The organism is Paenibacillus sp. FSL W8-0919 (genome assembly GCF_038003785.1).
GTDB lineage: Bacteria > Bacillota > Bacilli > Paenibacillales > Paenibacillaceae > Paenibacillus_AQ > Paenibacillus_AQ lactis.
Genome location: NZ_JBBOPV010000001.1, coordinates 1487114 through 1512558, shown reverse-complemented (window position 1 = coordinate 1512558; position 25445 = coordinate 1487114). Strand labels below are relative to the sequence as shown.

At 53.9% G+C, this 25445-nt stretch carries 24 protein-coding genes; 8 read left to right on the top strand and 16 right to left on the bottom strand.

The features are described from left to right. Nucleotides 1-309: 309 nt before the first annotated feature. The 6 genes from NST44_RS06595 to nirB all read right to left on the bottom strand — a co-directional run bounded on the left by NST44_RS06595 (nucleotide 310) and on the right by nirB (nucleotide 7652). Nucleotides 310-1626 (bottom strand): 6-phospho-beta-glucosidase, encoded by a 1317-nt coding sequence (locus tag NST44_RS06595; RefSeq protein WP_007128960.1) that lies wholly within the window; start codon nucleotides 1624-1626, stop codon nucleotides 310-312. Nucleotides 1627-1702: 76 nt separating this feature from the next. Further along, the gene (locus tag NST44_RS06590; protein WP_340898441.1) at nucleotides 1703-2686 is read right to left on the bottom strand and encodes an N-acetylglucosamine kinase; all 984 of its coding nucleotides are present in this window, start codon (nucleotides 2684-2686) and stop codon (nucleotides 1703-1705) included. 113 nt (nucleotides 2687-2799) lie between these two features. Beyond that, entirely contained in the window at nucleotides 2800-3699 is a 900-nt protein-coding gene (locus NST44_RS06585) for an AraC family transcriptional regulator (protein WP_007128962.1), read from the bottom strand. Between the two features lie 374 nt (nucleotides 3700-4073). After that, on the bottom strand, nucleotides 4074-4829 hold the full coding sequence (gene cobA, locus NST44_RS06580) for a uroporphyrinogen-III C-methyltransferase (protein WP_034272406.1): 756 nt from the start codon (nucleotides 4827-4829) through the stop codon (nucleotides 4074-4076). Nucleotides 4830-4893: 64 nt separating this feature from the next. Further along, nucleotides 4894-5205 (bottom strand): nitrite reductase small subunit NirD, encoded by a 312-nt coding sequence (gene nirD, locus NST44_RS06575; protein ID WP_007128964.1) that lies wholly within the window; start codon nucleotides 5203-5205, stop codon nucleotides 4894-4896. Then, the gene (gene nirB / locus NST44_RS06570; protein WP_034272380.1) at nucleotides 5202-7652 is read right to left on the bottom strand and encodes a nitrite reductase large subunit NirB; all 2451 of its coding nucleotides are present in this window, start codon (nucleotides 7650-7652) and stop codon (nucleotides 5202-5204) included. The genes nirD and nirB overlap by 4 nt, the downstream gene beginning before the upstream one ends. A 541-nt stretch (nucleotides 7653-8193) precedes the next feature. On the opposite strand from nirB, the gene NST44_RS06565 reads away from it, so the two are divergent. Both NST44_RS06565 and NST44_RS06560 read left to right on the top strand, forming a co-directional pair. Continuing rightward, a complete protein-coding gene (locus NST44_RS06565) occupies nucleotides 8194-8796 on the top strand; it encodes an ANTAR domain-containing response regulator (protein ID WP_007128966.1) in 603 nt (200 codons plus the stop codon). A gap of 25 nt (nucleotides 8797-8821) precedes the next feature. Next, nucleotides 8822-9880 (top strand): anthranilate phosphoribosyltransferase, encoded by a 1059-nt coding sequence (locus tag NST44_RS06560; RefSeq protein WP_213616148.1) that lies wholly within the window; start codon nucleotides 8822-8824, stop codon nucleotides 9878-9880. Nucleotides 9881-10045: 165 nt separating this feature from the next. Here the strand turns inward: NST44_RS06560 and NST44_RS06555 are convergent, their stop codons facing one another. Beyond that, nucleotides 10046-11140 (bottom strand): branched-chain amino acid aminotransferase, encoded by a 1095-nt coding sequence (locus tag NST44_RS06555; protein ID WP_213616146.1) that lies wholly within the window; start codon nucleotides 11138-11140, stop codon nucleotides 10046-10048. A 126-nt stretch (nucleotides 11141-11266) separates the two neighbouring features. Here NST44_RS06555 and NST44_RS06550 point away from each other — a divergent pair, with 126 nt between their 5' ends. Beyond that, nucleotides 11267-12157 (top strand): LysR family transcriptional regulator, encoded by an 891-nt coding sequence (locus tag NST44_RS06550; RefSeq protein ID WP_007128969.1) that lies wholly within the window; start codon nucleotides 11267-11269, stop codon nucleotides 12155-12157. 166 nt (nucleotides 12158-12323) lie between these two features. On the opposite strand, the gene NST44_RS06545 is transcribed toward NST44_RS06550, so the two are convergent. From NST44_RS06545 to NST44_RS06520, 6 genes are all read right to left on the bottom strand, one after another. After that, complete coding sequence (locus NST44_RS06545) at nucleotides 12324-12551, bottom strand: GNAT family N-acetyltransferase (protein WP_007128970.1); 228 nt, start codon at nucleotides 12549-12551, stop codon at nucleotides 12324-12326. A gap of 448 nt (nucleotides 12552-12999) precedes the next feature. Next, nucleotides 13000-13536: a GNAT family N-acetyltransferase gene (locus NST44_RS06540; RefSeq protein WP_213616144.1), complete on the bottom strand. Its 537-nt coding sequence runs from the start codon at nucleotides 13534-13536 to the stop codon at nucleotides 13000-13002. Nucleotides 13537-14008: 472 nt separating this feature from the next. After that, a complete protein-coding gene (locus NST44_RS06535) occupies nucleotides 14009-14926 on the bottom strand; it encodes a macrolide 2'-phosphotransferase (RefSeq protein ID WP_213616142.1) in 918 nt (305 codons plus the stop codon). A gap of 538 nt (nucleotides 14927-15464) precedes the next feature. Beyond that, the gene (locus NST44_RS06530; protein WP_340898430.1) at nucleotides 15465-16295 is read right to left on the bottom strand and encodes a formate/nitrite transporter family protein; all 831 of its coding nucleotides are present in this window, start codon (nucleotides 16293-16295) and stop codon (nucleotides 15465-15467) included. Between the two features lie 47 nt (nucleotides 16296-16342). After that, nucleotides 16343-16786: a cyanase gene (cynS, locus tag NST44_RS06525; RefSeq protein WP_007128974.1), complete on the bottom strand. Its 444-nt coding sequence runs from the start codon at nucleotides 16784-16786 to the stop codon at nucleotides 16343-16345. A gap of 289 nt (nucleotides 16787-17075) precedes the next feature. Continuing rightward, nucleotides 17076-17369 carry a DUF6509 family protein gene (locus NST44_RS06520; RefSeq protein ID WP_028404018.1) on the bottom strand — a complete coding sequence of 98 codons (294 nt, stop codon included), beginning with the start codon at nucleotides 17367-17369 and terminating at the stop codon, nucleotides 17076-17078. Between the two features lie 198 nt (nucleotides 17370-17567). Here NST44_RS06520 and NST44_RS06515 point away from each other — a divergent pair, with 198 nt between their 5' ends. Next, nucleotides 17568-18134, top strand: a complete 567-nt coding sequence (locus NST44_RS06515; RefSeq protein WP_340898427.1) for a hypothetical protein — start codon at nucleotides 17568-17570, stop codon at nucleotides 18132-18134. A gap of 92 nt (nucleotides 18135-18226) precedes the next feature. Here the strand turns inward: NST44_RS06515 and NST44_RS06510 are convergent, their stop codons facing one another. Together NST44_RS06510 and rlmN are read right to left on the bottom strand one after the other, a co-directional pair. Then, nucleotides 18227-18697: a DUF3052 domain-containing protein gene (locus tag NST44_RS06510; RefSeq protein WP_340898425.1), complete on the bottom strand. Its 471-nt coding sequence runs from the start codon at nucleotides 18695-18697 to the stop codon at nucleotides 18227-18229. 126 nt (nucleotides 18698-18823) lie between these two features. Further along, a complete protein-coding gene (gene rlmN / locus NST44_RS06505; RefSeq protein WP_340898423.1) occupies nucleotides 18824-19885 on the bottom strand; it encodes a 23S rRNA (adenine(2503)-C(2))-methyltransferase RlmN in 1062 nt (353 codons plus the stop codon). Between the two features lie 480 nt (nucleotides 19886-20365). Between rlmN and NST44_RS06500 the strand changes: the two genes are divergently transcribed. Then, a complete protein-coding gene (locus NST44_RS06500) occupies nucleotides 20366-21847 on the top strand; it encodes an NAD(P)/FAD-dependent oxidoreductase (protein ID WP_340898421.1) in 1482 nt (493 codons plus the stop codon). A gap of 57 nt (nucleotides 21848-21904) precedes the next feature. Continuing rightward, the gene (locus NST44_RS06495; RefSeq protein ID WP_007128980.1) at nucleotides 21905-22501 is read left to right on the top strand and encodes a TetR/AcrR family transcriptional regulator; all 597 of its coding nucleotides are present in this window, start codon (nucleotides 21905-21907) and stop codon (nucleotides 22499-22501) included. A gap of 94 nt (nucleotides 22502-22595) precedes the next feature. On the opposite strand, the gene NST44_RS06490 is transcribed toward NST44_RS06495, so the two are convergent. Then, on the bottom strand, nucleotides 22596-23555 hold the full coding sequence (locus tag NST44_RS06490; RefSeq protein WP_007128981.1) for a metallophosphoesterase family protein: 960 nt from the start codon (nucleotides 23553-23555) through the stop codon (nucleotides 22596-22598). A 188-nt stretch (nucleotides 23556-23743) separates the two neighbouring features. Here NST44_RS06490 and NST44_RS06485 point away from each other — a divergent pair, with 188 nt between their 5' ends. Both NST44_RS06485 and NST44_RS06480 read left to right on the top strand, forming a co-directional pair. Continuing rightward, nucleotides 23744-24517 carry a DeoR/GlpR family DNA-binding transcription regulator gene (locus tag NST44_RS06485; RefSeq protein WP_007128982.1) on the top strand — a complete coding sequence of 258 codons (774 nt, stop codon included), beginning with the start codon at nucleotides 23744-23746 and terminating at the stop codon, nucleotides 24515-24517. Further along, on the top strand, nucleotides 24517-25368 hold the full coding sequence (locus NST44_RS06480) for a DMT family transporter (protein ID WP_007128983.1): 852 nt from the start codon (nucleotides 24517-24519) through the stop codon (nucleotides 25366-25368). The genes NST44_RS06485 and NST44_RS06480 overlap by 1 nt, the downstream gene beginning before the upstream one ends. The last annotated feature ends 77 nt before the right edge of the window (nucleotides 25369-25445 follow it).

The window sequence follows — 25445 nt, the reverse complement described above, 5'->3', positions numbered from 1 at the left end:
CTTGGGCTGCGTTTTTTGCGCTATGCGTGGCTTTATGGTTGTCGCCTAATGCGTTGCGACTTTATTCGCAGTGCGTATTGCGTTATGGCTTAATGCATTGTGGTTTTATGCATTGTGGCTTTATGCATTGTGGTTTTATGCATTGTGCCTACCTGCGTTGCATTTAGCATTCTGGCAATCTACACTTTCTGCGTTCTCGATCCCGTGATGGTCAGATCCCCCATCTGCATCTTTTTCTCGATGTTTCGGACAAACTTAAGCTCGGTTACACGGGCTTTTTCAGGCTCCGCAACTCCACTTTATGCAGAATTATAGAACTGTCTCCGGCTTGAAAAATGCCGGCAAATACTTCTTGTTCGCTTCCAGCATCTCATCCAGCAGCTTCTTCGCTACAGTGACGGAAGGCACGAGCGGATGATGCACCAGCGCCTGCAATGCGATGCCGCGATCGCCGGTGATGGCGGCTTCAATCGTCAATTGCTCATACACTTTCACGGCATGCATCAGACCCTTCACGTGGGAAGGAACCTTTTGCGGGGCGAGCGGAATCGGGCCCTGGCCGGTTACGACACAGTTGACCTCGATGCTTGCGTCCGCCGGCAAGAAATCGTAGATGTTCCCGTTGGCTACGTTCAGCGTCTGAATATCATGGCGGTCATTATAAATCGATGTCATCAGATTGACCGCCGCTTCGGAATAGTAAGCTCCGCCCCGCTGCTCCAGCTGCTTCGGCTTCTCTGCCAGGTTCTCATCCTTATAGAGCTCGAACAGCTCCTCTTCCACCCGGCTGACGACATCCGCGCGGGTGCCATCCTTCTCTAGGGATGCCAGCATGTCTGCGAACATCGTGTCCGTCATATAGAAATACTTCAGATAATAGGTCGGAATGGCCTGGAGCGAACGAATAAAATCCGCATCCCAACCGAAGGTCGGCACGTTCTTGGCCGTGTAGGATTTGCCTCCGTCCAGAAGCTCCGGCATCTTCTCCTCCCCGTTCACGATCGCCGAGGTTACCCAGTGCAAATGGTTAATGCCGACGAATTCGGCCAGCACCTCTTTTTCCGATACGCCATACTCTTTCGCGAGGAATTTTTGGAAGTTGATCGGCGAATTGCACAGGCCGACGGTTTTCACCTTGCTGTGCTTGAGCACAGCCTCGGTCACGATTCCGGCCGGGTTCGTGAAGTTCAGCATCCACGCATTCGGCGCCAGCTCCTCGATGTCCCGGCAGATGTCCAGAATGACCGGAACCGTACGCAGCGCTTTCATCATCCCTCCCGGACCGGTCGTCTCCTGGCCGATAACGCCGTTCATAATCGGGATATGCTCATCCAGCTTGCGGGCGGCCAGTAAGCCGACACGCATCTGGGTCGTAACGAAATCCGCGCCTTCAATCGCCTGCCGGCGGTCCAGCGTCAAATGAACCTCGATGGGAAGACCCGCCTGCTGCACCATGCGTTTGGCCAAATTCCCTACGATCTCCAGCTTATGCTTGCCTTCTTCAATATCCACGAACCACAGTTCGCGAATCGGCATTTGCTCGTAGTTGCGGATAAAGCCTTCCACAATCTCCGGCGTGTAGGAGGAGCCTCCCCCGATTACCGCTATTTTCAAACCTGCTGCCATATGAATCCCTCCAAGGTAAATATCAGATCAAAACGCAACGTTTCCCCGGCATCCGGTCAAATTGTCGTACTCAGGCTCACGAAACAGCCGTTTCTTCAAACGTGAATGCCTTGAGCTTGGCTTCGGTCTGCGAATCTATGGTCCGCCCGTCTGCATCCATCGCACAGAGCAGCGCTCCGGCTACCGGATCGGATGTCAGCCTTACGCACCGGGCGTAAGGCGCCCGGACGGCCACAACCCGTTCTATCGCATCCGTAAGGATCGAGCTGTTCGGACGGTTGAGTACGCTGCCGATATACACAATATCGAATGCTTCATCGGACATGCCCAGCCGCCGGATCAGCGTGCAAACGGCATTGCCCAGCTCCTCACCTTCGGTCTGAAGAATTCGGGTCGCGACTTCATCGCCGGCTTCTGCCGCCTTGAACAAGGTCTTGACCAGGGTCGGCGGAATGGAGATCCGTCCGTAGAGGACATCCTCGTACATCGGCTCAACCGAGGCGTACCCCATCTGCTCCAGCACGAGCGAAGTCAGCATGGTGGCAGGTCCCCGCTCATCCCAAGCGCGAACCACCGCCCGGAAGGCCAGCGTAGCAAAACCGGATCCGCCGGCGTATCCGTCGCCGTAGAGGAATCCGAAGCCGCCGTACTGCAGCTCCGCCCCCTCGCGGTTCCGGGCTGCGCTGTTAAAGCCGGTGCCGCAGATCAGTGCCGCACCATAAGGCCGGCTCGTTCCGGCCCGCATACCGATGATCGTATCGCAGGCGATATCATGCCGCGGGTAACCCATAGCCCCGATCATCGGGCGCAGGATTTCGTAGTCGGCTTCCCGATCCGCGCCGGCCAGGCCGAAATACGCGTATTCGATGTCGTCCTTGGATACGCCGGCCTCCCGAAGAGCGCTGTTGCAGGCCTCCTCGATATTGCGCGCCGCCTGCTCCCGGTTAATCTGGTGATTCCCGTTTCCGGATGCCCCCTTGCCAACAATGTTGCCTTGATCGTCGCAGATGACGGCATGGGTCTTGCTCCCGCCGGCATCCACTCCCAGATACAAACTCATGGACATTCACTCCTAGACGCCGAACCATTTGGCGTTATGTGATGGTATATGTTTAAGATACCGCTTCCATAAGCGCCCCTTCTACTGTTATACACCCGAGGAGTGATACGATCTTACTGTTTCTCTGCACTGTGCGATAAACGAGGGAGCGGGCTGCCGACAGAGGCACGCTCCCGGATGTCGCTGGGCGATGCGCCAATATGCTGCTTGAACAGCCGGTTGAAGTTGGAGAGATTGCGGAATCCGCAGGTCTGCGCGATCTCGATAATCTTCGCATCCGTTGTTTCCAATAGATGCACCGCGTGAGTCAAGCGAAGCTGAATCAGGTAATGATGCGGGGATGTGCCGACAGCCTGATGGAACAACGCGCTGAATCGGGAAGGGCTCAGATGCGTCATATCCGACAGCTCCTTCAAGGTCCATCCGTAATCCAGGTGAAGCTCCATCGTCCGAAGCACTTCCTTCAGGGCATGCATGCCCCTTCCCTTAATCGGCCGGTCCTCCGCAAGCGGTGCCGACAGATGCCGGTTCGCCAGGCTCAGAAAGCGAATAAGGTCCGAGCGGATCAGACTCATATAGGAGGTGCCTTGAGCTTTGTGCTCCTCCATCATGCTCATAAGCAGCCGGGCCATTTCAGGGCGAATCGGGGATTCCCGGTCTACCATCCCCAAGGAGCGGAACGGGTTCATCAGTTCGGGATCGAACTTCAAATCCAGCGAAAGCAGCGAAGGATCGAACATAATGACGTCCATGATCAGATTATCCGTCTCATAGGCGCGGTGGAGCGCGTTACTATTGATGAATACGATGTCTCCTTCTTGAAACGACAGCTTCATCCCGTTGATCAAAATAAAGCCCGTGCCGCTTCGGATATGATTAAGCTCCAGCGCATGGTGCCAATGCAGCCGCTGTGCGCCGACAAATATGCCGCGTGTCGTCGATGCGGTAAAAGGAAAAGCGGCATTCGAAAAATCAATGGCGTCCGGAACAACGCCCTGCGGACGTTCCACCATTCATGCACCTCCAGCGAGTCGTTATCGTCATTTTGTAAAAAAATCACGGCCAATCCCTATCGTTCTCCATATCGTATCATGCTCGCCGGGCAAACGAAAACAGGCAGCGCCCAAGCAGCGCTGCCCTTTGCCCGAATTCGGATGATAACTCCCGCTTCTCCTCCAAAACCTTCGCTTCTATGCCTCTATTCGATGGGCAGCCGCTTTCTTCGCGTTCCTTGCCGATCCCTGTGCTTCGCACCCATTCCTCTTTCGTTCCCCGTCCGTCACTGGAACCTTTACCATATCGCTACGCACCTATCCGAACCCTCATCTCGAAAATACATTGAAATTTTCTCATCGAAAGTCTCGTTAAGAATCTCTCTGGCACGTACTTATCCGATCCTCGTCGAGACACTCCGTTCCAATAACGCAAGCTGCTCGGGCAGCCGAACCACCTCGCCCAACAGGATGAGCGCAGGGTTACCCAGTTTCACCGCCTTTGCCAGGTCATGCATATTCTCGAGCGTGCAAATGAAGGTGCGCTGGCGGCTCGTTGTCCCCTGCTCAATGAGCGCGACAGGCGTCGATCCCGCTTTGCCGTGCTGCAGCAGCTGCTCTCGGATATACGGCAGCTGGCTGACACCCATGTAGATCGCCAGCGTATCCACCCCGTGCGCCAACAAATCCCACCGGACAGGCGAGCCATCCTCGTGGCAGCGGCTGCCCGTTACGCAGGCGAAGGAAGCGGCCAGGCCGCGGTGCGTCAGCGGGATCGAGGCTGAAGCCGCCGCTCCGACGGCGGACGTAATTCCCGGAACGACCTCATAAGGAATGCCGGCTGCCGCCAGTGCCAGCGCCTCCTCCCCGCCGCGTCCGAAAACGAAGGGATCTCCGCCCTTCAGCCTCACCACCCGCTTCCCTTGCATCGCATAGGCGACAAGACGCCGGTTGATGTCTTCCTGAGAGGCCGCATGCCGGCCCGGCGCCTTGCCGCAATAGATGCGCTCAGCTTCATGCGGCGCGTCCTCCAGCAGCTCTTCATTGACGAGGCGGTCATACAGAATGACCTCAGCCTGCCGGATTCGTTTCATCGCCTTTACCGTAATCAACTCCGGGTCTCCCGGTCCCGCTCCGACGATACTGACCATCCCCAATGCCCGCACGGCCTGCACCTCCTGTCTCTTTTTCTGATTTAGCGTTCGTTCAGCGTGCTTACATCACGATATAAATCGAGCCGCTCGTGCCGTCAATTTCCGTCCGGTACGTCGTTACGCAGCCATCGTCAGGTTCATAGACCCGGCCGCTCGCCAGATCGATCTTCCAGTCATGCAGCGGGCAGTGCACCGCCGTTCCGCATACCATGCCTTCCGACAGCTTCCCGCCCTTATGAGGACAGCGGTTCTCGACGGCCTTGACGCTGCCGTCGCTCAGCCTGAATACCGCGATTTCCGTATCCTCGATCCGGAAGGTACGCGCCCCCTTCGCATCGATTTCCGCCAAACTTGCCACCCGAATTTTGCTCATGATCTTCTCGCCCCCAAACCTTCACCGGTTCCCGCTTCCGCCAGTGGCATGAAGTTCTTGCGAAGCTCCGGATTATCTATGATTTCTTTCCAAGGATCAGTGGTGTAGCTGAGCGTTTCCTCGATCCGGGATACGAGCGCAAGACGCTCCTCACGGCTTTCCAGCGCCGCCTTCACCTCATCCAGGCCAATCCGCTCGATCCAAACGGAGGTGCGCTCGTTCCAGTTCGCTGTCTCGCGGTAATACTGGAGATAAGCGCCGGTCCATTCCATCACGTCCTCCTCGGTCTTCACCGTGCACAGCAGCTCCGATTCCCGAACCTTAACGCCGCCATTGCCGCCGACATAGATCTCCCAGCCGCCGTCGATCGCCACGACGCCCAGATCCTTAATGGTGGCTTCGGCGCAGTTACGAGGACAGCCGGATACGGCAAGCTTTACTTTAGCCGGCGTATTGAGCCGCTCGAAAGCCTTCTCCATCTGGATCCCCATGCCGATCGAATCCTGGGTGCCGAATCGGCAGAAGGTCGAGCCCACGCAGGTCTTTACGGTGCGGAGCGCCTTGCCGTAAGCGTGTCCGGAAGGCATATCGAGCTCCTCCCAAATCTTCGGCAGGTCTTCCTTTTTTACGCCCAGCAGATCGAGCCGCTGCCCGCCCGTAAATTTGACCATGGGCACATCGTATTTCTCGGCGACGGCTGCAATCCGCTTCAGATCCGCCGGCGACGTTACCCCGCCATATACCCGCGGAACGACGGAATACGTGCCGTCTTTCTGGATGTTGGCGTGAAACCGCTCGTTCGTAAACCGGGATTCCTTCTCGTCCTTATACTCGGACGGCCACAGCATCCCCAAATAGTAGTTGAGCGCCGGGCGGCATTTCGAGCAACCTTCCGGCTCATTCCAGCCCAGGACGTTCATCACTTCCTTCACGCTGACCAGGTGCATCTCCTTGATCTTTTCGATTATTTCATCGCGGTCCATCGTCGTGCAGCCGCAAATGCCTTCCTTCACCGGCTCGCCGGCCCCTTCACCGCCGTAGATCGACAGCAATCCTTCAACTTCCGGCCTGCAGCCGCCGCAGGAGCCGGATGCCTTGGTACAAGCCTTGATCTTGCCCACCGTGCTGCACCCGTCCGCGATGGCCTCCATGATTCGCCCCTTCGTCACGCCGTTGCAGCCGCATATGATCTCGTCGACGGAATACGCCTCGAGCCTTGCCAGCGGCGATGCGGAAGTTTGCCCGGCCGGGTAGCCAAGCAGCAATTCCTTCTCGCGCCCGGTGACGGATTCCCCGCTCTTGATCAAGGAAAACAGCGAGGTCCCATCCGATGTGTCCCCGAATAGAACGGCGCCGATCATGCGCTCTCCCTTCATGACAATCTTCTTGTACACGCCCTCGATATCATCCTGATACCGTAGGGATCGCGTATCCGGGGCATCATTGAACATGCCGGCGGAAAATACATCGACACCCGAAACCTTCAGCTTCGTGGACGTTACGGAGCCTGCGTAACCGGAGGTTTCGACGCCGGCCAAGTGCTTGGCAAGCACGGCCCCTTGCTCATACAGAGGGGCCACCAGTCCATAAGCGATCCCCCGGTGCTCGGCACACTCTCCAACTGCATAGATGCCGGGAACGCTCGTCTCCAGAAAATCATTTACGACGATGCCGCGGTTCACCTGCAGCCCGGCCGACTTGGCCAGCTCGACGTTGGGCAGAATCCCGACCGCCATAACGATCAGATCGGCCTGAAGCCGGCTGCCATCGGAAAATTCCAATCCGTCTGCGCGGCGTTTGCCGGTAATGGCCGCCGTCTGTTTCTCAAGAAGGAAGCTCATTCCCTGCGCTTCAAGCTCGCGCTGCAGCATTTCCGAAGCCGGCGGATCCAGCTGACGTTCCATCAAATACTTGTTCAGATGAACGACCGTCACGTCCATGCCCAGATTCAGCAATCCCCGTGCCGCCTCGAGTCCGAGCAGCCCGCCGCCGATGACGGCTGCCTTCTTGTATTTTTTCGAAGCCTCGATCATCATTTCGCAGTCATGGATATCACGGAAGCCGATCACGCCTTCCTTGCGCACGCCCGGCAGCGGAAGCATGAACGGATTCGAGCCGGTTGCGATAATCAGCTTGTCGTAGTCGGAAACGACGCCGGATGCCGATACGACCTTGCGGTGTACGGTATCGATCGATGCGACGGCATCCCCCGTAAAAAGCCGGATGCCGTTTTCCGCATACCAGTCACGGTCATTAATGATGATGTCCTTCATGTCCGTGCCCCCGGCCAGCACCTTCGACAGCATAATCCGGTTATAGTTCGGATGAGGCTCTGCGCCAAACACGGTCATGTCATAAGCCCCCGGCGCCAACTTCAACACATGCTCAATCGTTCGTACGCCCGCCATCCCGTTGCCGACCAGCACCAATTTCTCAGGTTTGTTCATCACGATTTCCTCTCCTCTTCGGGTATGTTCAGGTTTTCGCCTAACAACATAAAAAGCCTGACCGCCGCAATCGCAAGAGATCCATCTCTCTTGTCGTTTGAGGCGAAGTCAGGCTTCGTTGCCGCTTCGAACGGATACACCGTTGTATCCGTGACTTACGATTTTCGTTTTATTGTCCTTAACTATATAAGACGCATTTCACTATGTCAATATTCATGACACAATTTAGCCACAAAATAATTTTATCATGGAACATGTAAACTTTTATTACGTTTATGATCGAAGCAGAGAATATCCGTTATATCGGTATTTCTTTGAACTAAATCAGGGTTCCATCGACCAAACAATGTAAATTTTCCGAACATTACGGGAAGATTTCCTCTTTATGAAAAATTGAAAATGCGTTATCATCATAAAAACACCCCATTTTCAATTACGAAATCCGGTTTGTTTCAAGCACAAACTCACTGTATGTGTAATATTTTATAACATAAATGATAGACATACGTTTATAAGCTTTCGTATAGGAGGGATTCCTTAGATGCGCCGCTTACTCCTTATTCACGAACACGTCGCCCATGCTTCCAAACCGAATCAAGCTTCAGCCGAGGCCAGCGCCGTTGCCGAGGAGAACCTGAGCGAGGGCGGCTATCATGTATATACGGCCTGTTCAGCTGCGGATCTCCCGCGCTGCATCCACGAGGTCGATGCGGCTGTCGTCCATCTGCCGATCGCCAAGATCGCAGGATGGCAAAGGAATCTGGAAAAGCTGAGGCCCGTCCCCATGCTTTGGTGGTGCAGTTCTTACTCAGGCACATCCTCCGCTGATTATTGCCAAGATGACGCTCCGATTGACGGGATTCTGACTCCTTCCATGAGCCCATCCGAGCTTCATTGGGCCCTCCATGTCGGGGCCAAGCAATTTCTCGACCGGCAGCAGTGGCACACCGAGCGGCAGCAGCTGCGTTCCAAGCTGGAGGAACGGAAATGGATCGATATGGCCAAGGGAATCCTGAGCGACATCAACCGGATCTCCGAGGCAGAGGCCTATGATATGCTCCGGCGCAAAGCCATGAACGAACGAAAACGGATCGTGGATGTCGCCACCTCCATCGTCAAGGCGCACCAGCAGCTGAAAGCATGATTACAAGAATGGAGGTTGAAGAAGAATGACGATGATCAAGTTGCTGAAGGAAGTCGGTCGGGGAAAACGGGGTTCTCGGGATTTGAATTATAACGAGGCCGTCTCTGCTGCCGAATGGATTATGGAAGACAAGGCTACCCCGGCGCAAATCGGCGCCTTCTTTATGGCAGAACGAATGAAGATGGAAAGCGTGGAGGAATTGGAAGCCTTCATCAAGGCTTTGCGGGACCGATCTCTCCGTCAAGCTGTCCATGCCGGTCTCGATTGCGCGGGACCTTATGACGGCAGAAAGACATCCTTCTTCGCCTCGTTTCCGACCGCCTTTCTGCTCGCAGCCGCCGGACTGCCGGTTACGCTGCATGGCAGCGCCTCACTGCCCCCGAAATGGGGAGTTACGGTAAATGACCTATTGCTGTGCAAAGGGATTGATCCCGCCAGCATTACGCCCGAGCAGTCCATTCTGGCCGCCGAGCTCACAGGCGTGCTGTTCGCGGATGCCGAGCAGTGGTGCCCTCCCCTGCGCTCCATCCGCCCGATCCGCGAGGAGATCGGCATGCGCACGATCCTGAACACCGCCGAGAAGCTGATCGACTTCTCCCACTCGCCCTACCTCGTGTACGGCGTCTATCACAACACCGTCTTCGACCGGATGTCACAGCTGCTCCAAAACCTTCGTTACCGCAAAGCACTGATCGTGCAAGGCGCCGAAGGCTCGGAGGATCTGCATATCCATCGGGCGACCCGTGTACAGCTGGTGCACCAAGGGCATTCCGAGCTTCATCTGATCGACCCCGAGCTGTTCGGCCTTGAGGCTCAGCTTCCGGAAATCGAGTGGACCGCAGAGGAGCAGGTGCGGGTGACCGAGGAAGTCTTGCAGGGAAAGGGGCACATCGCGTTTACGAACCAGGTCCTCCTTAACGCTGCCGTAAGGCTTCATCTCTGCGAGCGTGCCGCTTCCGTAGAAGAAGGGCTGTACACCCTCAAATCCCTGCTCGACAACAGGCTGGCATGGTACGTCTACGACCGGTGGCTGCGTACGCTGCTGGAGCATCCGGCTCAAGGGTCCGTTTCATCGATCAGATAACGAAAACGATCAGGCCCGATCTCATTTGTTCTACAAAAGGGCCGCCCACAATCCTTATCTCCCCTTTCGGAAGACAACTAAAAAAGGACTGCAGCCAGGCCTATATCATGCGAAGGCCATAAAGCTGCAGTCCTTAAACTGCTGAATAAAAAACTGTCGTCTCTATTAGGAATGCTTCGCCGCATCCGCCAGCGGCAGCTCAATCACCCAACCGAACGGATCTTCAAGGATGCCGCGCTGGATGCCGGTAATTGCGTCATAAACCCGACTCGACAGCTCCCCGGTAACGCCTTGCCCGATCACCAGCTTCTCATCCTGCCATTCCAAAGACCCGATCGGCGAGATCACCGCGGCCGTTCCTGTGCCAAACGCCTCAACCAGCGTTCCGCTGCGGTGTGCGTCAATGATTTCATCGATGGAAATAGCCCGTTCCTCTACCGGAATCCCCCAATGCTGGAGCAGCTGAATAACCGAGCTGCGGGTCACTCCGTCCAGGATACTGCCGTTCAGCGCCGGCGTAACGACCGTATCGCCCAGCTTAAAGAATACGTTCATGCTGCCGACTTCCTCGATGTACTTCCGATGCACGCCGTCCAGCCAGAGCACTTGGGAATAGCCCTTCGCCGTAGCTTCGTCCTGCGCTTTCAAGCCTGCTGCATAGTTGCCTGCGGTCTTGGCATTGCCTACGCCTCCTACAACGGCACGAACGTATTTCGGCTCCACATAAATGCCGACCGGATTGATGCCTTCCGCATAGTATGAGCCGACCACCGACAGAATGATCATGAATTTGTATTGAAGGGATGGGGCCACGCCCAGCACCGGCTCGGTTGCGATAACGAACGGCCGGATATAGAGCGAAGTACCGGGCTCGGAAGGAATCCAGTCCCGATCAACGAGAACGATCTGCTTCAGAGCCTCAAGCACCAGCTCTTCGTCAAGATCCGGAATGCTGAGTCGGCGGTTGGACAAGTTGAGTCGCTCGATATTTTTGTGAGGACGGAACATCAGAATCCGGCGATCCTCGGTCAGATATGCCTTCAAGCCTTCGAACACCGTCTGCCCGTAATGGAACACCTTGGCCGCAGGATCGAGCTGAATCGGCTGATACGGAACGATCCGCGGATCATGCCACCCTTTCTTCGCATCATAATCCAACATAAACATATGGTCGGTAAAGACCGTGCCGAAAGCCTGGTTGTGATGGGCCGGCTTCGGTTTTGGGGACGACGTCAATTCAACGGGTATCGTGTAAGTCATTATGCATACATCTCCTTATCTGCAAGCGTTATTAGTTGAATCATATCAATCGATACCCTATATTAAAAGTATCTGATTTATAGGGATACCATACCTTTTAAGTATAGAGAGGGGCCACTTGAATCCATGGATATTCGCCAGCTCCGCTATTTCCTGACAATTGCCCAGGAAGGCCAGATCACCCGCGCAGCTAAACAGCTGAATATGGAGCAGCCTCCCCTCAGCCGGCAGCTGAAGCTGATGGAGGAGGAGCTTGGCGTCACGCTGTTCGAGCGCAGCGGCAAGCAGCTTCGGCTGACCCATGCCGGCGAGCTCCTGCAGCAGCGAGCCGACTCGCTGCTTAATCAGTTCAACGAGACGCTGACGGAGGTGAAGGAACTTCATGCCGGCATCCGCGGCATGCTGTCCATCGGCGCGGTCGTTTCCTGCATCTCGCTGCTGCCCCAGCGCATCCATTCCTTCCGGCAAACATATCCCGAGGTCACCTTCAAAATCCGGGAAGGCGACCATTCCCTGCTGGCCGACCAGCTGGATCAGCGCCATATCGAGCTTGCGGTGACCCGCCTCCCGTTCGAATCGCGCTTTGATCCGGAACGTTATGCCGTGCTGCCCTTGCCCTCCGATCCGTTCGTTGCCGTTCTCCCCGGCAGCTGGGAATGCGGGCCGACGCGAGGGCAAATCTCAATGCGTGAGCTGGCAGAGCATCCGTTCCTGTCGCTAAAGACCGACCAGACCAAAGGCATGCATGAGCGGGTCATCCAGGAATTCAACCGCAGCGGCCATCCGCCGCGCGTCATATGCGAATGCTCCAGCGTCGCGATCATCGTGGCATTGGTCGCCGAAGGGATCGGCGCCACGATTTTGCCGGAATCGGTCATGTCCTCCTTCGCCATCCCCAACATCCGGACAATGACCATACTCAGCGCCGATTTCCAATCCGATGTCGGAATCGTCTGGCTCAAAGATCATGTGTTGTCCAATCGCGCCCGACATTTTCTGAACACTTTTATAGAATAACATTATTGGAGGCGTATCGTCTTCTCCATGTTTATCCGGTGCCGCGCCAATGATCCGCAGCCCGGACGGCCCCCGCTCTGCCTGTACACCCTTCATGCACGAAAATTTAATGACTGATCAAGCCAAACAGGGAGAGCTGTTACGCTCAATATAACATCCTCCCCGTTTATTCACCGCCGGAGAACGCGATTTCCGCAATTGTTCCGCAGCTTGTAAAGCCGATATTGCGGTATACTCGATTCGAATCAGAATTGGCTTGATCCGCATACAGCATCGGTGTAAGACCCTCCCGGTTCAGAAGCAGACCAAGCTCAGCTACAAGGACGCTGGCATACCCCTTCTTCCACTCTTCCTTCGGCGTATAGACGGCGTTAATGCCTTGAACGCCTCCCATCCAAGCGCTTCATCTCATCCATGGGCACCAGCCTCTCCAGCATCATTCGCCACCCTCTCCTCTCATTCCGGGCCGATAAACGACAAAAAGACCCCGTCCCCATAGGGACGGAGCCTTGCTCCGCGTTACCACCCTGATTCGCGCCGGCTCTTTCCGGCACGCACTCTTCGCCATCATCCATCAATGATGCCCCATGGATAACGGCAGGGAACTCCCGGATCAGCTTCACGTCATGGACAGTCGGCTAATCTGCTCGGAGGTGATGGCCTGTTCATCGCCGCTTCCGCTGCTTCGCACCCACCAGCAGCTCTCTGATTCGAAGCATCCATACGATGCCGGCGTCCTCTTCAGCGCATTTGTTCGAAAATTTTATTCAGTTTAATCCGTTTGCGTTAAGCTGTCAAGGCTGAAATTCGCCCATCAACCCGCCGTTTTATGCAGATCCAGTCTATTTGTTGGTGAACCGAAAGACCAGCATTTCTCCTTTTTCCGGATGGACGCCATCCAGTTCGGAGTATTTTCCACCTGTATACGTATTCAGCGTCTTGCGCCAAAAAATCTGCGTGCTCATATTCCGTTCCGTCGGGTTGGTCTGAAGCTCCCACGCGCCTTGGAACTGATCGAACACAAGCTCAGCTGCTCGCCGCGCTACACCTTGTCTTCGATAAGTCCGAAGCACGAAAAAATCGCTTAAGTAATATTGAATATTGGGCGACGGAACCTGCAGCGGTGTAGAAACCAGCGCGAAACCGGCGGCAATGTCATCCACTGTGATCAGATAAGGAAAGAGAACCGACGGCTGCTCCCACCACACGTCCAGCAGTTTGCTCTGCTCGCTCAAGGTCGGCACATCCCCCTTCTCAAACACTCCATATCGGTTAGGATGGATCCCCCATATTTCAGCGATGTCATGCAAGTACAGCGGATAGAGGTTGTGCAGAATAAATGACTGTTCTTTCGGGCATAAACGCACTTCAATATTCAAGATCAATCCCCTCCCTAATCAATCATTTCAAGCAGGTTAAAATCCCGGTGAGTATGTTTAGAATAACATATTTCCCAGACCAAGATATCGACAAGTATGTAAATTCCGTTACGCATGCCATACAGGGCTGCGGATTGCTCTCCGCAAGCCAAAGCCGCCTCACGATCATTATATGACAGACAGCCTTTCCAAATATTTCTTGATCAGCCTATAAATATCCTGCACGCATCCGGCAGCGATTTCAATGGATTCTTAGGATCACAATCCCTCTCGGGCATCCGTTACATATATAAGCAGAGAACCTCTCTCTATAAGGTTGTCATAAATTCACAGGATTATGAGCACTCCACATCCTCTCCGGCAAAGCCCAAAAAAAAGAGCCAACCGAATTTCATCGGCCGGCTCCTTGCTCCATGATCTGCCCTCGCGGCAGCATGGATGGGAGAGGATTCCCTCAATCACTTCTTGCGTATTAGGTCAGTCCCAGCATGTTACGTGCCATCGCAAGCACTTCTTCCTGTTCCGTCAGCAAAGCAAATTGTCCGACGGCCACCGGATACGCCGCGTATTGCTCTACGATATGGTCGTACATCCGCGGCCACACCTTCCCGCCGGCTTGCTCGTATCGCTCCAGCAGCAGCTTTAGGTTATCCTCGCCGTGAACGGCATAGTACAGAATGAAATCCTTGCCCGGGTTCGTCACTTCAGCCTCTGTCCAATCCAAAAGCCCGGTAACTTGAACCTGGCTGTCGATTAAAATATGCGGAGGATGGAGGTCGCCATGGACAAGCGACGAATGGCCCGGCCAATAGGAGTCATCACCGATCCATTTCTGCCAGCGGTCCCAAAGCGCCGCGGATACTCCCAGGCGGCTTCGCACCTCCTCCATATTCCGCGCCATCTCTTCCCGGGCTTCCTGCGGACTCTTCACCCGGAGGCCGGCTGCCCGAGCATCCTCGTGATCGATGCCGTGGAGAGCTGCCAGCGCCTGTGCCAGCGAATCGACGAATCGCTCGCCCGGCTGCACAGGATCCATGTTCCACGCATACCCTTCTGCACCGACAGATGCGGCAGGCTGACCGCTAAGCAGCGGATAAGCGATAAGCTCTGGCGTGTAGATCCGCCAATCCGGTACGGCAACCGGCAGACGGGGCTGAATCAGCTTAAGCACCCGAGCCTCATTGTCCGCCCGTTCGAGCACATCGCCACGCCGCGGCTTACGCAGTACCCAAGACACACCTTCGGCATCCTCGGCAATGCCGACCAGAAAATCCATGCCGGATTCATTCATTTCGATGCCGTCAGGGCTCAGTTCCACCCCGTGCTCCCCTGCGATCGCCACCATGTCCCGGATAATTTCGGTATAATCCTGAGAATGAGCTGTTGTCATATAAAAACGCCTCCTTGATATCGTTATCACCCTCGCAAGCTTCTTGAGTCAAACAACAAAAAAGCACAGGCAATCATCACCTGTGCTCAGCGTAATCGACAATGGGGCGCTTGCTTCCGCCACGATCCCCTATGTCCGAGTGCACGAAAATAACCCCATCCCGGAAGACAGTAAAGGACACAGCAAATCATCCCCCACCTGCTTCGGATAGTCTTAATTTATTCGTCACTCATGACTATGGGTTACGTAAAATTGGCAGACCCATCCCGATTACCCTGCTTGAGCAGCAGGCCTCTTCATCGCGTATTCCATTAGCCGCGAAAAGATCTCAATCGGGAATAATCCAACACACGTAACCCTCCGTTCATCCTAAGTTGCATTTAGAATAACAGATTGGAGCAGGCAATACAAGGGATGATTTGGATTTAATCATTCTTTCCCTGCTATGTAGTTAGAGGATAGCCAATTCTCTCCAAGCCCGCTTCAGTCCGGTTGGGACCAACGGATTTCCTGCGTTCATCAACAGCCGCCCCCGCGGTCAGCTCGCCTTATGCGAGGAATTCAGCTCGGCAACCGGCGGGGCCGCGGGTTTCTTTTGCGTCAGATACAGCGCCAGTCCCGTAAACAGGAAACCGCCGGCAATGTTGCCAAGCGTCACGGGAATTTGATTCCATAGCCACCAATCCCCCAGACTAACGCCCGCTCCCATCAGCATGCCGGTCGGAATGACGAACAGATTGACTACTGCGTGCTCAAACCCTTGACCGAAGAAAATCACAATAGGCAGCCACATGGCGGCAATCTTGCCGCCTGTGCTCCGGGAGGCGTTAGCCATGACAGCCCCCAGGCACACCACCCAGTTGCACAGCATCGCCTTCACAAACACCGTTCCCATCCCTGCCCAGCCAAGCGAAGCATAACCAATCGTCTTCGCTTCAGCAGCGCCCCGTATAAGGTCAATAACGCCGCCCTCTTGTACATGCCCGAACTGCGTCACCGCCGCGTAATAGAGCAGCCCATAGAATACCGAGCCGATGAGGTGCCCGATAAATACCCACGTCCAGCTGGCAAGCATCCGCAAGGCCGTCGTTTTCCTTTCCATAACCGCGAGCGGAATGAGGGCGAAGTTGCCCGTAACCAGCTCCAGTCCAAGCAGCACGATGATGACGAACCCGGCGGGAAACAACAAGGCACCCGCCATGCCGATCCCCGTCTGGGCCGTTGCCGTAAAGGCCAGCGTCGTGGCAAATCCAAGCAAGGCTCCGCCCAAAAATCCCCGCAGCAGCATTTGCTCAACGGTCAGCTGCGATTTACTCGTCCCCGCTTGAATCATGGCTTCTACTACTTGATCCGGCTTTACATAGGACATGGTATCCCCCTCCTCCTGGGTGTATGGAACTGAACTGCCGCCCCCCATTACCACTTTTTATAAGTCAGGAACTTTCCGTTTAACGTGACGACCACCCGGTCTCCCTTCGGATCCTCCACACGCTGTATATCCATCTCATAGTCGATCGCAGACATGATGCCGTCGCCGAATTTCTCGTGGATCAAGTCCTTGATCGCCGGTCCGTACACCAGCAAGATTTCATAGAAGCGATAAATCAGCGGGTCCGTCGGAGGCATAGGCACCGTCGTTCCACGGTATGGAATAACGGTTAAAGCCGCAACCGCCTCCGGATCCAGCCCAAGCAAATCCCCGACCTTGGCACTCTCTTCATTCGTCAGCGTCCCCTGTCCCAGCAGCGCCGTTGCCGTCCAGGCCTCCGAACGGTCGATTACGCTTGCGATATCGATCCACTTTAACCCCAATTTGCGTTTGGCCTCCACGATTCGTCTTGTGACCTCGGCTCTCTCCATGCATCCTCTCTCCTTTGTAAAAAGCAGTCTTACTCTCTACTGATCGATAGAAAATGAATTAATGTCATGTTTTCGTACACACAATATGAAAATCTGGTCTAATTATACGAATTTTGTTTGTTGTAAGTCAATAAAATTAACATTAATTATAATTATCATAAGACAATTTCAGAAAATAGATTAATTTGCGTCATATTAAATAACATAATCAGAATAAAAAAATGGCATCCTCTTCAGGACGCCATCCCTCTTCATTTCATAATCGCTGGAACAGAATACTGTTTTCGAATCAAGCCTCCACCTGCGCGTGCTCTTTACAGAACGCGGCGAGCTCCTCCTCTTCTTCCGGCTCCATATCAAAATCAAGATACCGATCGGTCGTTCGCTCGTAGAAATCGTATTTTACAATTCGGGAATCAGCCCCGTCTTTGAGAAAGATCACCCGCAGGTAAACTCCCTGTTCGGAATAAAGCTCGTCCTCCTCCGGCACGTCCAGATCGCATACGAACTCATATCGCTGCCCTGCCAGGATCCCGAACGGATCTTGAATCAACTCTACGCTGTATTCCTTAATCGTCAGCATTAAATCTCACCCTTTCTGTCACATTTCTACATTATAAACCACGAAAACGCCCTGCCACACCTTAAAGATAGGTTCTTATCCCGGAGGACAAATGGATCAATTTTTCGTTTCTCTATGCTTTTATCTCTTACACCTGATCCTTCAAATATTCTACGATCAAGAAGAAGTCGTTCTGATAAAAAAAGGAGTTGACGCAAATTGCCGATCAAGGACCAGCTGACGATCACCGTGGAGAAAGGCAGCCACCGGTATTCCTTAACCTCCCCGCTTGGCGGGATCGAACGGTTTACCGTCGTCGTGAATGATCAATTCACCAATGCGCCGAACACGACGCAAATCGCAAGCGGGGCAGGCAAGAGCAGCGCTGCCGGGAACAATGCCGCAATCCGCTCTCCGTTTACGTACCAGCAGCAAAGCGTCGGCGCAGGCGGCATCGCCAAAAACCTCGGCCTTAAGAACCCGCTGCATCATGGTGTCAGACCGGATGGTAAGCATCCCAAGTCCAAGAAACATCAGAAAGAAGTGGTCTTCGTCATTAATAAGCAGGTGGTCAGATTGCCGAGATCAAGTCGGAACGCCTCGGCCACCCAGATTGCGAGCGGCGCCGGAGGCTTCAGTACAGGCGGCACCAACTCGGCGATTGAAAGCCGGGGCACCCGGCAGCAGCACGCCGTCGGTGGAGGGAGCGGCAGCAAAGCGATCAATCGGGATGTTCGCCGCAAGAAGGTTCAGTCCAAGCACCGCCGTCCGCATCACGGAAAGTGAAGCGTTTAGTGGCTGCATTCCAACAAAGAAGGGACCCTGATCAGGGTCCCTCTCGTATTGATATCAAGGATAGCCGCGCCTGTTGTCACGTGTTACATGGATTCTCCTTGGCCTGTCCGTTCTTTGCCCTTCGCGGTGGCCGCGAAGGATCTTGTCATCGTCTTGATCTGCTCCACCTTCCGGTAGCGGAGGGCCGACCAATCCTCGTCGATGGCGATCTGCCGCACCGGCTCATAGCCTTCATCCGCCAAAATGCCGGCGATGCTGTCCCGGCTGCAGTCCGAGTTCTTGTAGGTTTTGGAGGTCTTCTTCGGATAGCAGAGCCAGAGCAAGCCGTTATCCGCCACGGCGCTCGCTGCAACCTTGGCCAGCTCTCGCAGCTGCCCGTTGCTTGTTCCGAACGCCTGAACGAAATCATAGGGAGCTTGCACCGGCTCCGTATGGACCTCCCCTTGCAGCGAGCGGACAACCTCCTGATAGGCCTCCGGCGCGTTCAAGATCAGCACGGGCTGGCCCAAGTCTTTATACTGCAGCTTTTTCACAACCGGATGGGTTTCCAGCATATTGGTTCATTCCTTTCCGCTTGATGTGTCAGGGTCAATAGCAATCGAGGGCTCTCTAGCAGAAAAAAGCATACCGCTTCGTGAGGATATGCTTTTCCCACTACCCTAAGGCGAGCAGCTCTTCAGTTACTGCGCCTTCTTGATCTGCTTGCTCCGCAATTGGCCGCAGGCGGCATCGATATCGGTGCCGTGCTCTAGCCGTACGCTGACGTTGATGCCCTGCTTCTTCAATGTATCGTAGAATGCAGTGATCGTCTCCTTGGAGCTCCGCTGATATTGACTATGCTCATCCACCGGATTGTAAGGGATGAGATTGACGTTCGCCAGGCTGCGACGATCGCCGACCAGTTCCGCAAGCTCCATAGCGTGCTCTCGCTGATCATTGACGTCCTTCAGCAGAATGTACTCGAGGGTGACGCGGCGCTTCGTTTTCTCTAAATAATAATCGATGGCCTCCATCAGCTTCTCGATCGGAATGGCCTTGTTAATCTTCATGATTCTCGTGCGCAGCTCATTGTTCGGCGCATGCAGGGAGATCGCCAGATTCGTATTCAGATCACTGTCCGCGAACTCAATAATTTTGTTGGCCAGCCCGCTTGTGGACACCGTGATATGGCGTGGTCCGATAGCAAGTCCCTTATGGTCCTTGATCACCCGGATAAAGTTCGCCATGTTGTCATAGTTATCGAACGGCTCGCCGATCCCCATCACGACCAGGTGGCTCACCCGCTCATCCTGGCCTCTGCGGTCCAGATGAAGCTGAACCTGCATCACCTGCTCAACGATTTCTGCAGCCGTCAGATCCCGGCTCTTCTTCAGAAGGCCGCTGGCACAGAAGCTGCAGCCAATGTTACAGCCAACTTGGGTTGTTACGCAGACGGACAACCCGAATTTATGGCGCATGAGCACCGTCTCGATCAGGTTGCCGTCAGCCAGCCTGAACAGAAACTTGACCGTCCCGTCCATCGACTCCTGCTTCGTATGCTCCTCCAGCGTCACAATCGCAAAGTGCTCCTCCAGCAGCTCAAGGCATGAAGGATGCACGTCGGTCATCTCCGAAAATGCCGTAACCCGTGAGCGGTACAGCCATTCCCACACCCGGGTCGCCCGGGACTTCTTATGGCCCCGCTGGCCGAGCCAATCGACCAGCTGATCTAATGTCAATCCATAAATGGATGGTTTATTCATGATGGATATCCTCTTTCTATAAACAACATTTATTATGAGGGATATTGCAAAAATCCAAAGGGCGACTTTTAATCAGCAATATATAGATCGAATGGTTTAGTTCGTCTAATTATACCTGTAAGCGGCCGGAATCGAATTTTGCAAATTCCTGATATATCAAACCTTACGGCGAGAAACGGACACCTGATCGTCCACTCTGTATTGTCCCAAAATTTCAAGACGAACACAAGGGGAGTTATAGGCAATTCACGCTTCTTATACGCAAATCAGGATTGACATATCCAATAAATACCTTTATGTTTATCATTGACTGACTTAATCAATCATAAATATCTATAAGAGAAGGGAGACACTCAACACTCATTTCGTTATGGACGATCACCGCTATTTGTCCTGCACCTGTAATCTAAATTTGAATTTCAGAAGATATTTTTCGTTTATTATTGACTGATTAAATCAATCTATATTTGGAGGTTTCGTATGAAAACAAAAGGCAAAGCGCTCATTCTAGGCGGAGGCATAGCCGGACTATTGACTGCAACCGTGTTATCCAAGCATTATGAAGAGGTGATCATCACGGATCGGGATGAGTTTCCGGCAGGACCGGAAAATCGGTCGGGTACGCCGCAGGCCTATCATCCGCACCGTTTCCTTGCGCGCGGCAAAATGATCGTTGAAAGCTGGTTCCCTGGCATAACCGAGGAATTGCTTCAGCAAGGGGCGCATCCTCGAGAAATGAAATCCGTTAAGATGACCAATCGCTACGGCACGCTGGAAATGCCCGATGAGCCCAATGCAGGATGCAGTAGATCCCTGTTTGAGTGGACCCTCCGCAACAGAGTGATCCAAATGCCTAATGTGACTCTCTTACCGAAGCTTGCAGCGCAGGAATTACTGCATGACGCGGACAGGAATGCCGTTACCGGCGTTGTTTTCCGGGACAAAAACGTCAGGGAATCAACGCTTGTTCAAATAAATGCGAATCTGGTCGTTGATGCAAGCGGACGCGGTTCCAAGCTCGCTGATTGGTTGCAGAACCTTGGTTACGCGGTACCGGAAGCAGAGAAACTGCACGTATCCCTAGGATATAGCACGCGGCACTATAGGGTTCCAGAAGAAATCCAGGCTGTATGGAGCACCATCCTGAATGATGGAGATCCCTCCCTTGGTATCGGCACGGCTGTGTTCAATCCGATCGAGAACCACATCGCAGAGGTTGTTCTGTACCGCGCGGGAGGAGCTTCCTATCCGACAACCGACCATCAGTTGTACGACCAGGAGGCGCAAAATCTGTTCGGTTCCACCATCGGAGATTTGCTTCAGCAGCTTGAACCAATCTCAAGCCCGCGGGGCTACCGGATCGAGGAATGCTTGCGACAGCATTTCGAGCAGATGGAGGATTGGCCCTCCGGTCTGCTGGTGCTCGGCGATGCTTTCTGCAGCTTCGATCCGATATTTGGCCAGGGCATGACGGTGGCGGCCATCCAGGCAGATGCGCTGGACCAGTACTTGCAATCGAGGCAAAATGAAGTCCTGCTTGAGGAGGGATTCGAACGCTTCGCCCTTCTAAAGATTCAATCTGCCATTGAGCCTGCATGGTGGCTCAGTACTGCCGCAGATCTCAGATGGCCGGGGGTGACATACGAAGGCCACCTGTCCGCCCAAGGGTTCTCTTTTGCCCAGAGGCTGTTCGATCTATGCCAGGAGCTGGCTTATGCTCATAACGATATGGCCGTATTCGAACAGTATATGATGGTAACGGGTCTTTTCGCTTCGCCGCAGGCTTTGTTTAACGCAGAGTATATCAACTCGCTTGTGAATGCGGATCCATCGGGAAAAGGCAAAGCTTGGCTCCATCAGGTATTACAGGAGGTGAATTTGCCGCTGGAGGAACTACTCGCGCGGATCATCCCGGTTTTTAATAACGAGTTTCTGCCCTTATCCATGGGATTGCCCGAATAAATCAAATGCGTTATTGTTGTTATCAGCACGAGAATACCAGGATGAGGGATGGACGCAATGACCCCTTTAAACGAAGAACAATTGCATCAAATACGCGACGAACGAAAAGAACAAATCATGCGAGCTGCCATCAAAGTATTTTCTAAAAGAGGAATCTTCGGAACCAAAATGAGCATGATTGCCAGCGAAGCCGGAGTCAGCCACGGCCTTCTCTATCACTACTTCAAATCCAAAGACGAGTTGTTCATCACGCTCGTTCAATGGTCGATGGAGGAAGCTCGGCAAGCGTTCTCCGAAATCTATAACGTACCCGGTACCCCTCTTGAGAAAATCGCTCTGCTAACCTCAATGATTCTCCAAGAGGATGATAATTCGCACTTTATGCTGATTCAGCAAGCACGCACCTCGGATGGCGTGCCCGAAGAGGCCAAGCGGATTATCGAGAACTATTCCATCCATGCTTTTGTTGACCAGTTGATGCCGCTGTTCGAAGCTGGGCAGAACGCCGGGGAGATTGCGGCTGGCGATCTGAGAGAGCTGGTGGCCTGTTATTTATCCGTGTTGTCGGGATTAATGACGCTGAAGTCCCAAGAGGATCCAAGCTATACGCCCCCGAAGGCGGAGCTGCTGCTGCGGCTGCTTACGAACGGATAAGGATCATAACGCAAACCAAACACACCTCCCATGAAACCGCCCGGATTGTCTCCGCACATTTCATAAGAGGTGTGTTTTTTACGATTGTCGTATATCAGAGGGGTGCTCCGGGTTCATGCTTCTCCTGCTCCAGGACTCGCGATCCGTCGCTCAGTGTAATCCAAGTATCGAACTCCCGCTGTCCTTCATGCAGGCGAATAACCCTCGCACCGCGGAGCATGCCTTCCCGGCCGTAGGTGCCATAACCGGTAGCTCTGCCGTAGCAAAGCCGGATGCCGTTGAGTTCACCCCAGTAATCGTTAATGTGATCATGTCCGGCGAACGTGCCCATCACATCGCCCCGCTCCAGCATGGCCGCGAACAAACCGGTGTTCAGCTGCGGGCAGCACACTGCCTCAAACTTGTTGCCATAACACGTCCGGCGTTCCCATACATCCCTGTATTCCGGAATCGGGATGTGGAAGAAGGCCAATGCCGGCATGGAGTCGCCGCCACGCTTTACGCTGTATGCGGCAGACGCCATTTCATACCAGCGGATCTGATCGCGCCGAATCCAATCATAGCCTTCAACGGCCGGATGCTGTGACATTTCGCCCGAATCGAAGAAATACAGCACGGCCTCAGCCGTATCTTCCCCTTTTCCGTAAATAGGAAGCGTGTAGTTGCCGACACCGCTAATTTCCGGCGGCCCAGGCTCCGAACAGCAGCCGGGAAGATCCATGGCAGCCTTCATTAATTCCTCCCGCGTAATATCGCCTTCCGTATCATGATTGCCGAATACGAATGCCCAGCGAATCCCCCGAGATTCCGCCGCGAATACGGCATCCTTGAAAGCCTGAACCGGGTCCAGGCAGCTTGCGGAGCTATCCCCTGTCTCCCCCGTATAGATAATATCTCCAGTAAACACAACGAGATCGGGTTGTTCCAGGTCCAGCACCGCCTCCATGCACTGCCGGCTCGCTAAGTCTTGCGCATCGCCATTCCTCCAGTGAATGTCGGTAAACTGTACGATCGTAAACGTCTGATCTTCTTTAAAGCGGAGTACGGGCTTCATATTGCAGCCTCCCTTAATTTCGGTTTGCGGTTTTTGTGTGAATTGTTGTTGTTTTATGTGTATATTAGAGGGTATTCCATGATTTCGTCAATGATTTTTGTTGACATGATGAGGTAACTGCCATAATAATTAGTTGAAATCAACAACACTGGTCAATATCAGTCATACATATGTGAGGTGAATCCGCAATGTCCGTAACCTATGAAGACCGGCGGCAAAAAATCCTGCATCAATTGGAGCTTGAAGGCAAGGTCCAGGTTCACGCCCTCGCGAAGCAGCTGGATGTATCCGCCGAAACGATCCGCAGGGATCTGGATCGCTTGGAGAAAGAAGGCAAGCTGCGCAAAGTTTACGGCGGTGCCGTCAAATCGCGCTCCGGACAGATCGAACCGTCCTTCCTAAGCCGTTCGCAGACGCATTCGGAAGAAAAGGCCGCGATCGGCAAGCTGGCAGCTTCCCTTGTTAAAGACGGGGAGACCATTCTGCTGGACAACGGAACGACCACGATCGAGGTGGTGCGTTATCTTCAGGACCGCCCGCATGTCACGGTCATCACGCACTCGGTGCCTATTCTCAATCTGGCGATGGAGATTTTTCAGGGGAAGATTATTTTTATCGGCGGGGATATGGACCGGACCAAACAGGCTGCAACCGGCCCGCTTACCGAAATGCTGCTGGAACAGTTCAAGGTGAATAAAGCGTTTATCTCTGTCGGGGGCATCTCGTTAACCGACGGCATTACCGATTATGATGTGGATGAAGCCTACATATCCCGAAAAATGCTGGAGCGTGCGGAGGAAGGCATCGTTCTCGCCGATCATTCGAAGCTCGGGGTAACCACATTCTCGAAGCTCGCGAAGCTGGAGGACATCTCCATGCTCATCACGGATCCAGGCTGCCCGCAGGAATGGGTGGATAATCTGTCTGCTCGCGGGATCGAAGTTCTTACCGGGCCGATCTGATGGAGCTTCTGGCCCTGCTTCTGGTCCTGTCATCCGGTCTGACGCATGCGCTCTGGAATCTGTTTACGAAGCGAAGCATTCATAAATCGGTATTTCTGTGGTGCATTCATTCGGTAACCTTAATCATTCTGATGCCCTATTTCTGGATCGAAATGTCGCAGCTCACGCTGAGCCCGAAAGTATACGGCTTCATTCTGCTGTCCATGACCATACAAGGAGGCTACATCCTCCTGCTCTCTAAAGCTTATACGCATGGGGATATGTCCCAGGTCTATCCGTTCATGCGGGGGCTCGGCGCCATGCTGACTTCCCTTTGCAGCCTGGTTCTATTTCACGAGCAAATGAGCACCGCCGGCGTCCTTGGGCTATCCGCCATTATTTTCTCTTTATTCGCCTTATCGGGGATCCGGGCCGGCTCACGTCACAATGTGAATGGAAAAGCGCTTATTTATGCCTGTCTGGTGGGGCTCTGCATTTCAGGCTATACGCTCACGGACAAGGCGATTCTGGATGCCGGAGTTTCCCCCGTGCTGTTAATCCAGTTATCGAATATCAGCTATTTCATCGCGCTTATCATCCCTGTCCTGCGATCCGGACAACTGAAGCGGGAATGGTCCGTTAACTGGCGCACCATACTGCTCGGCTCTGTTCTGGCGCCAGGCTCGTACCTGTTGTTTCTGTTTGCCATGAGGCTGACGCCGCTTGCCCATATTGCACCGATCCGTGAGATCAGCACCGTATTCGGCACGATATTCGGCATTCTTATACTCCGGGAGCAGCAGGGCTCGCGCCGAATCGTGATGTCCGCGCTGATCACATTAGGCATCATCACCATCGCAATCTGGGGTTAGCTCTCGTCTCGTCGGTAAGTCAACCATGTATGAGTCCTGAGTCCAACACTGCCATTCTATGTATCATCAAAATGTAC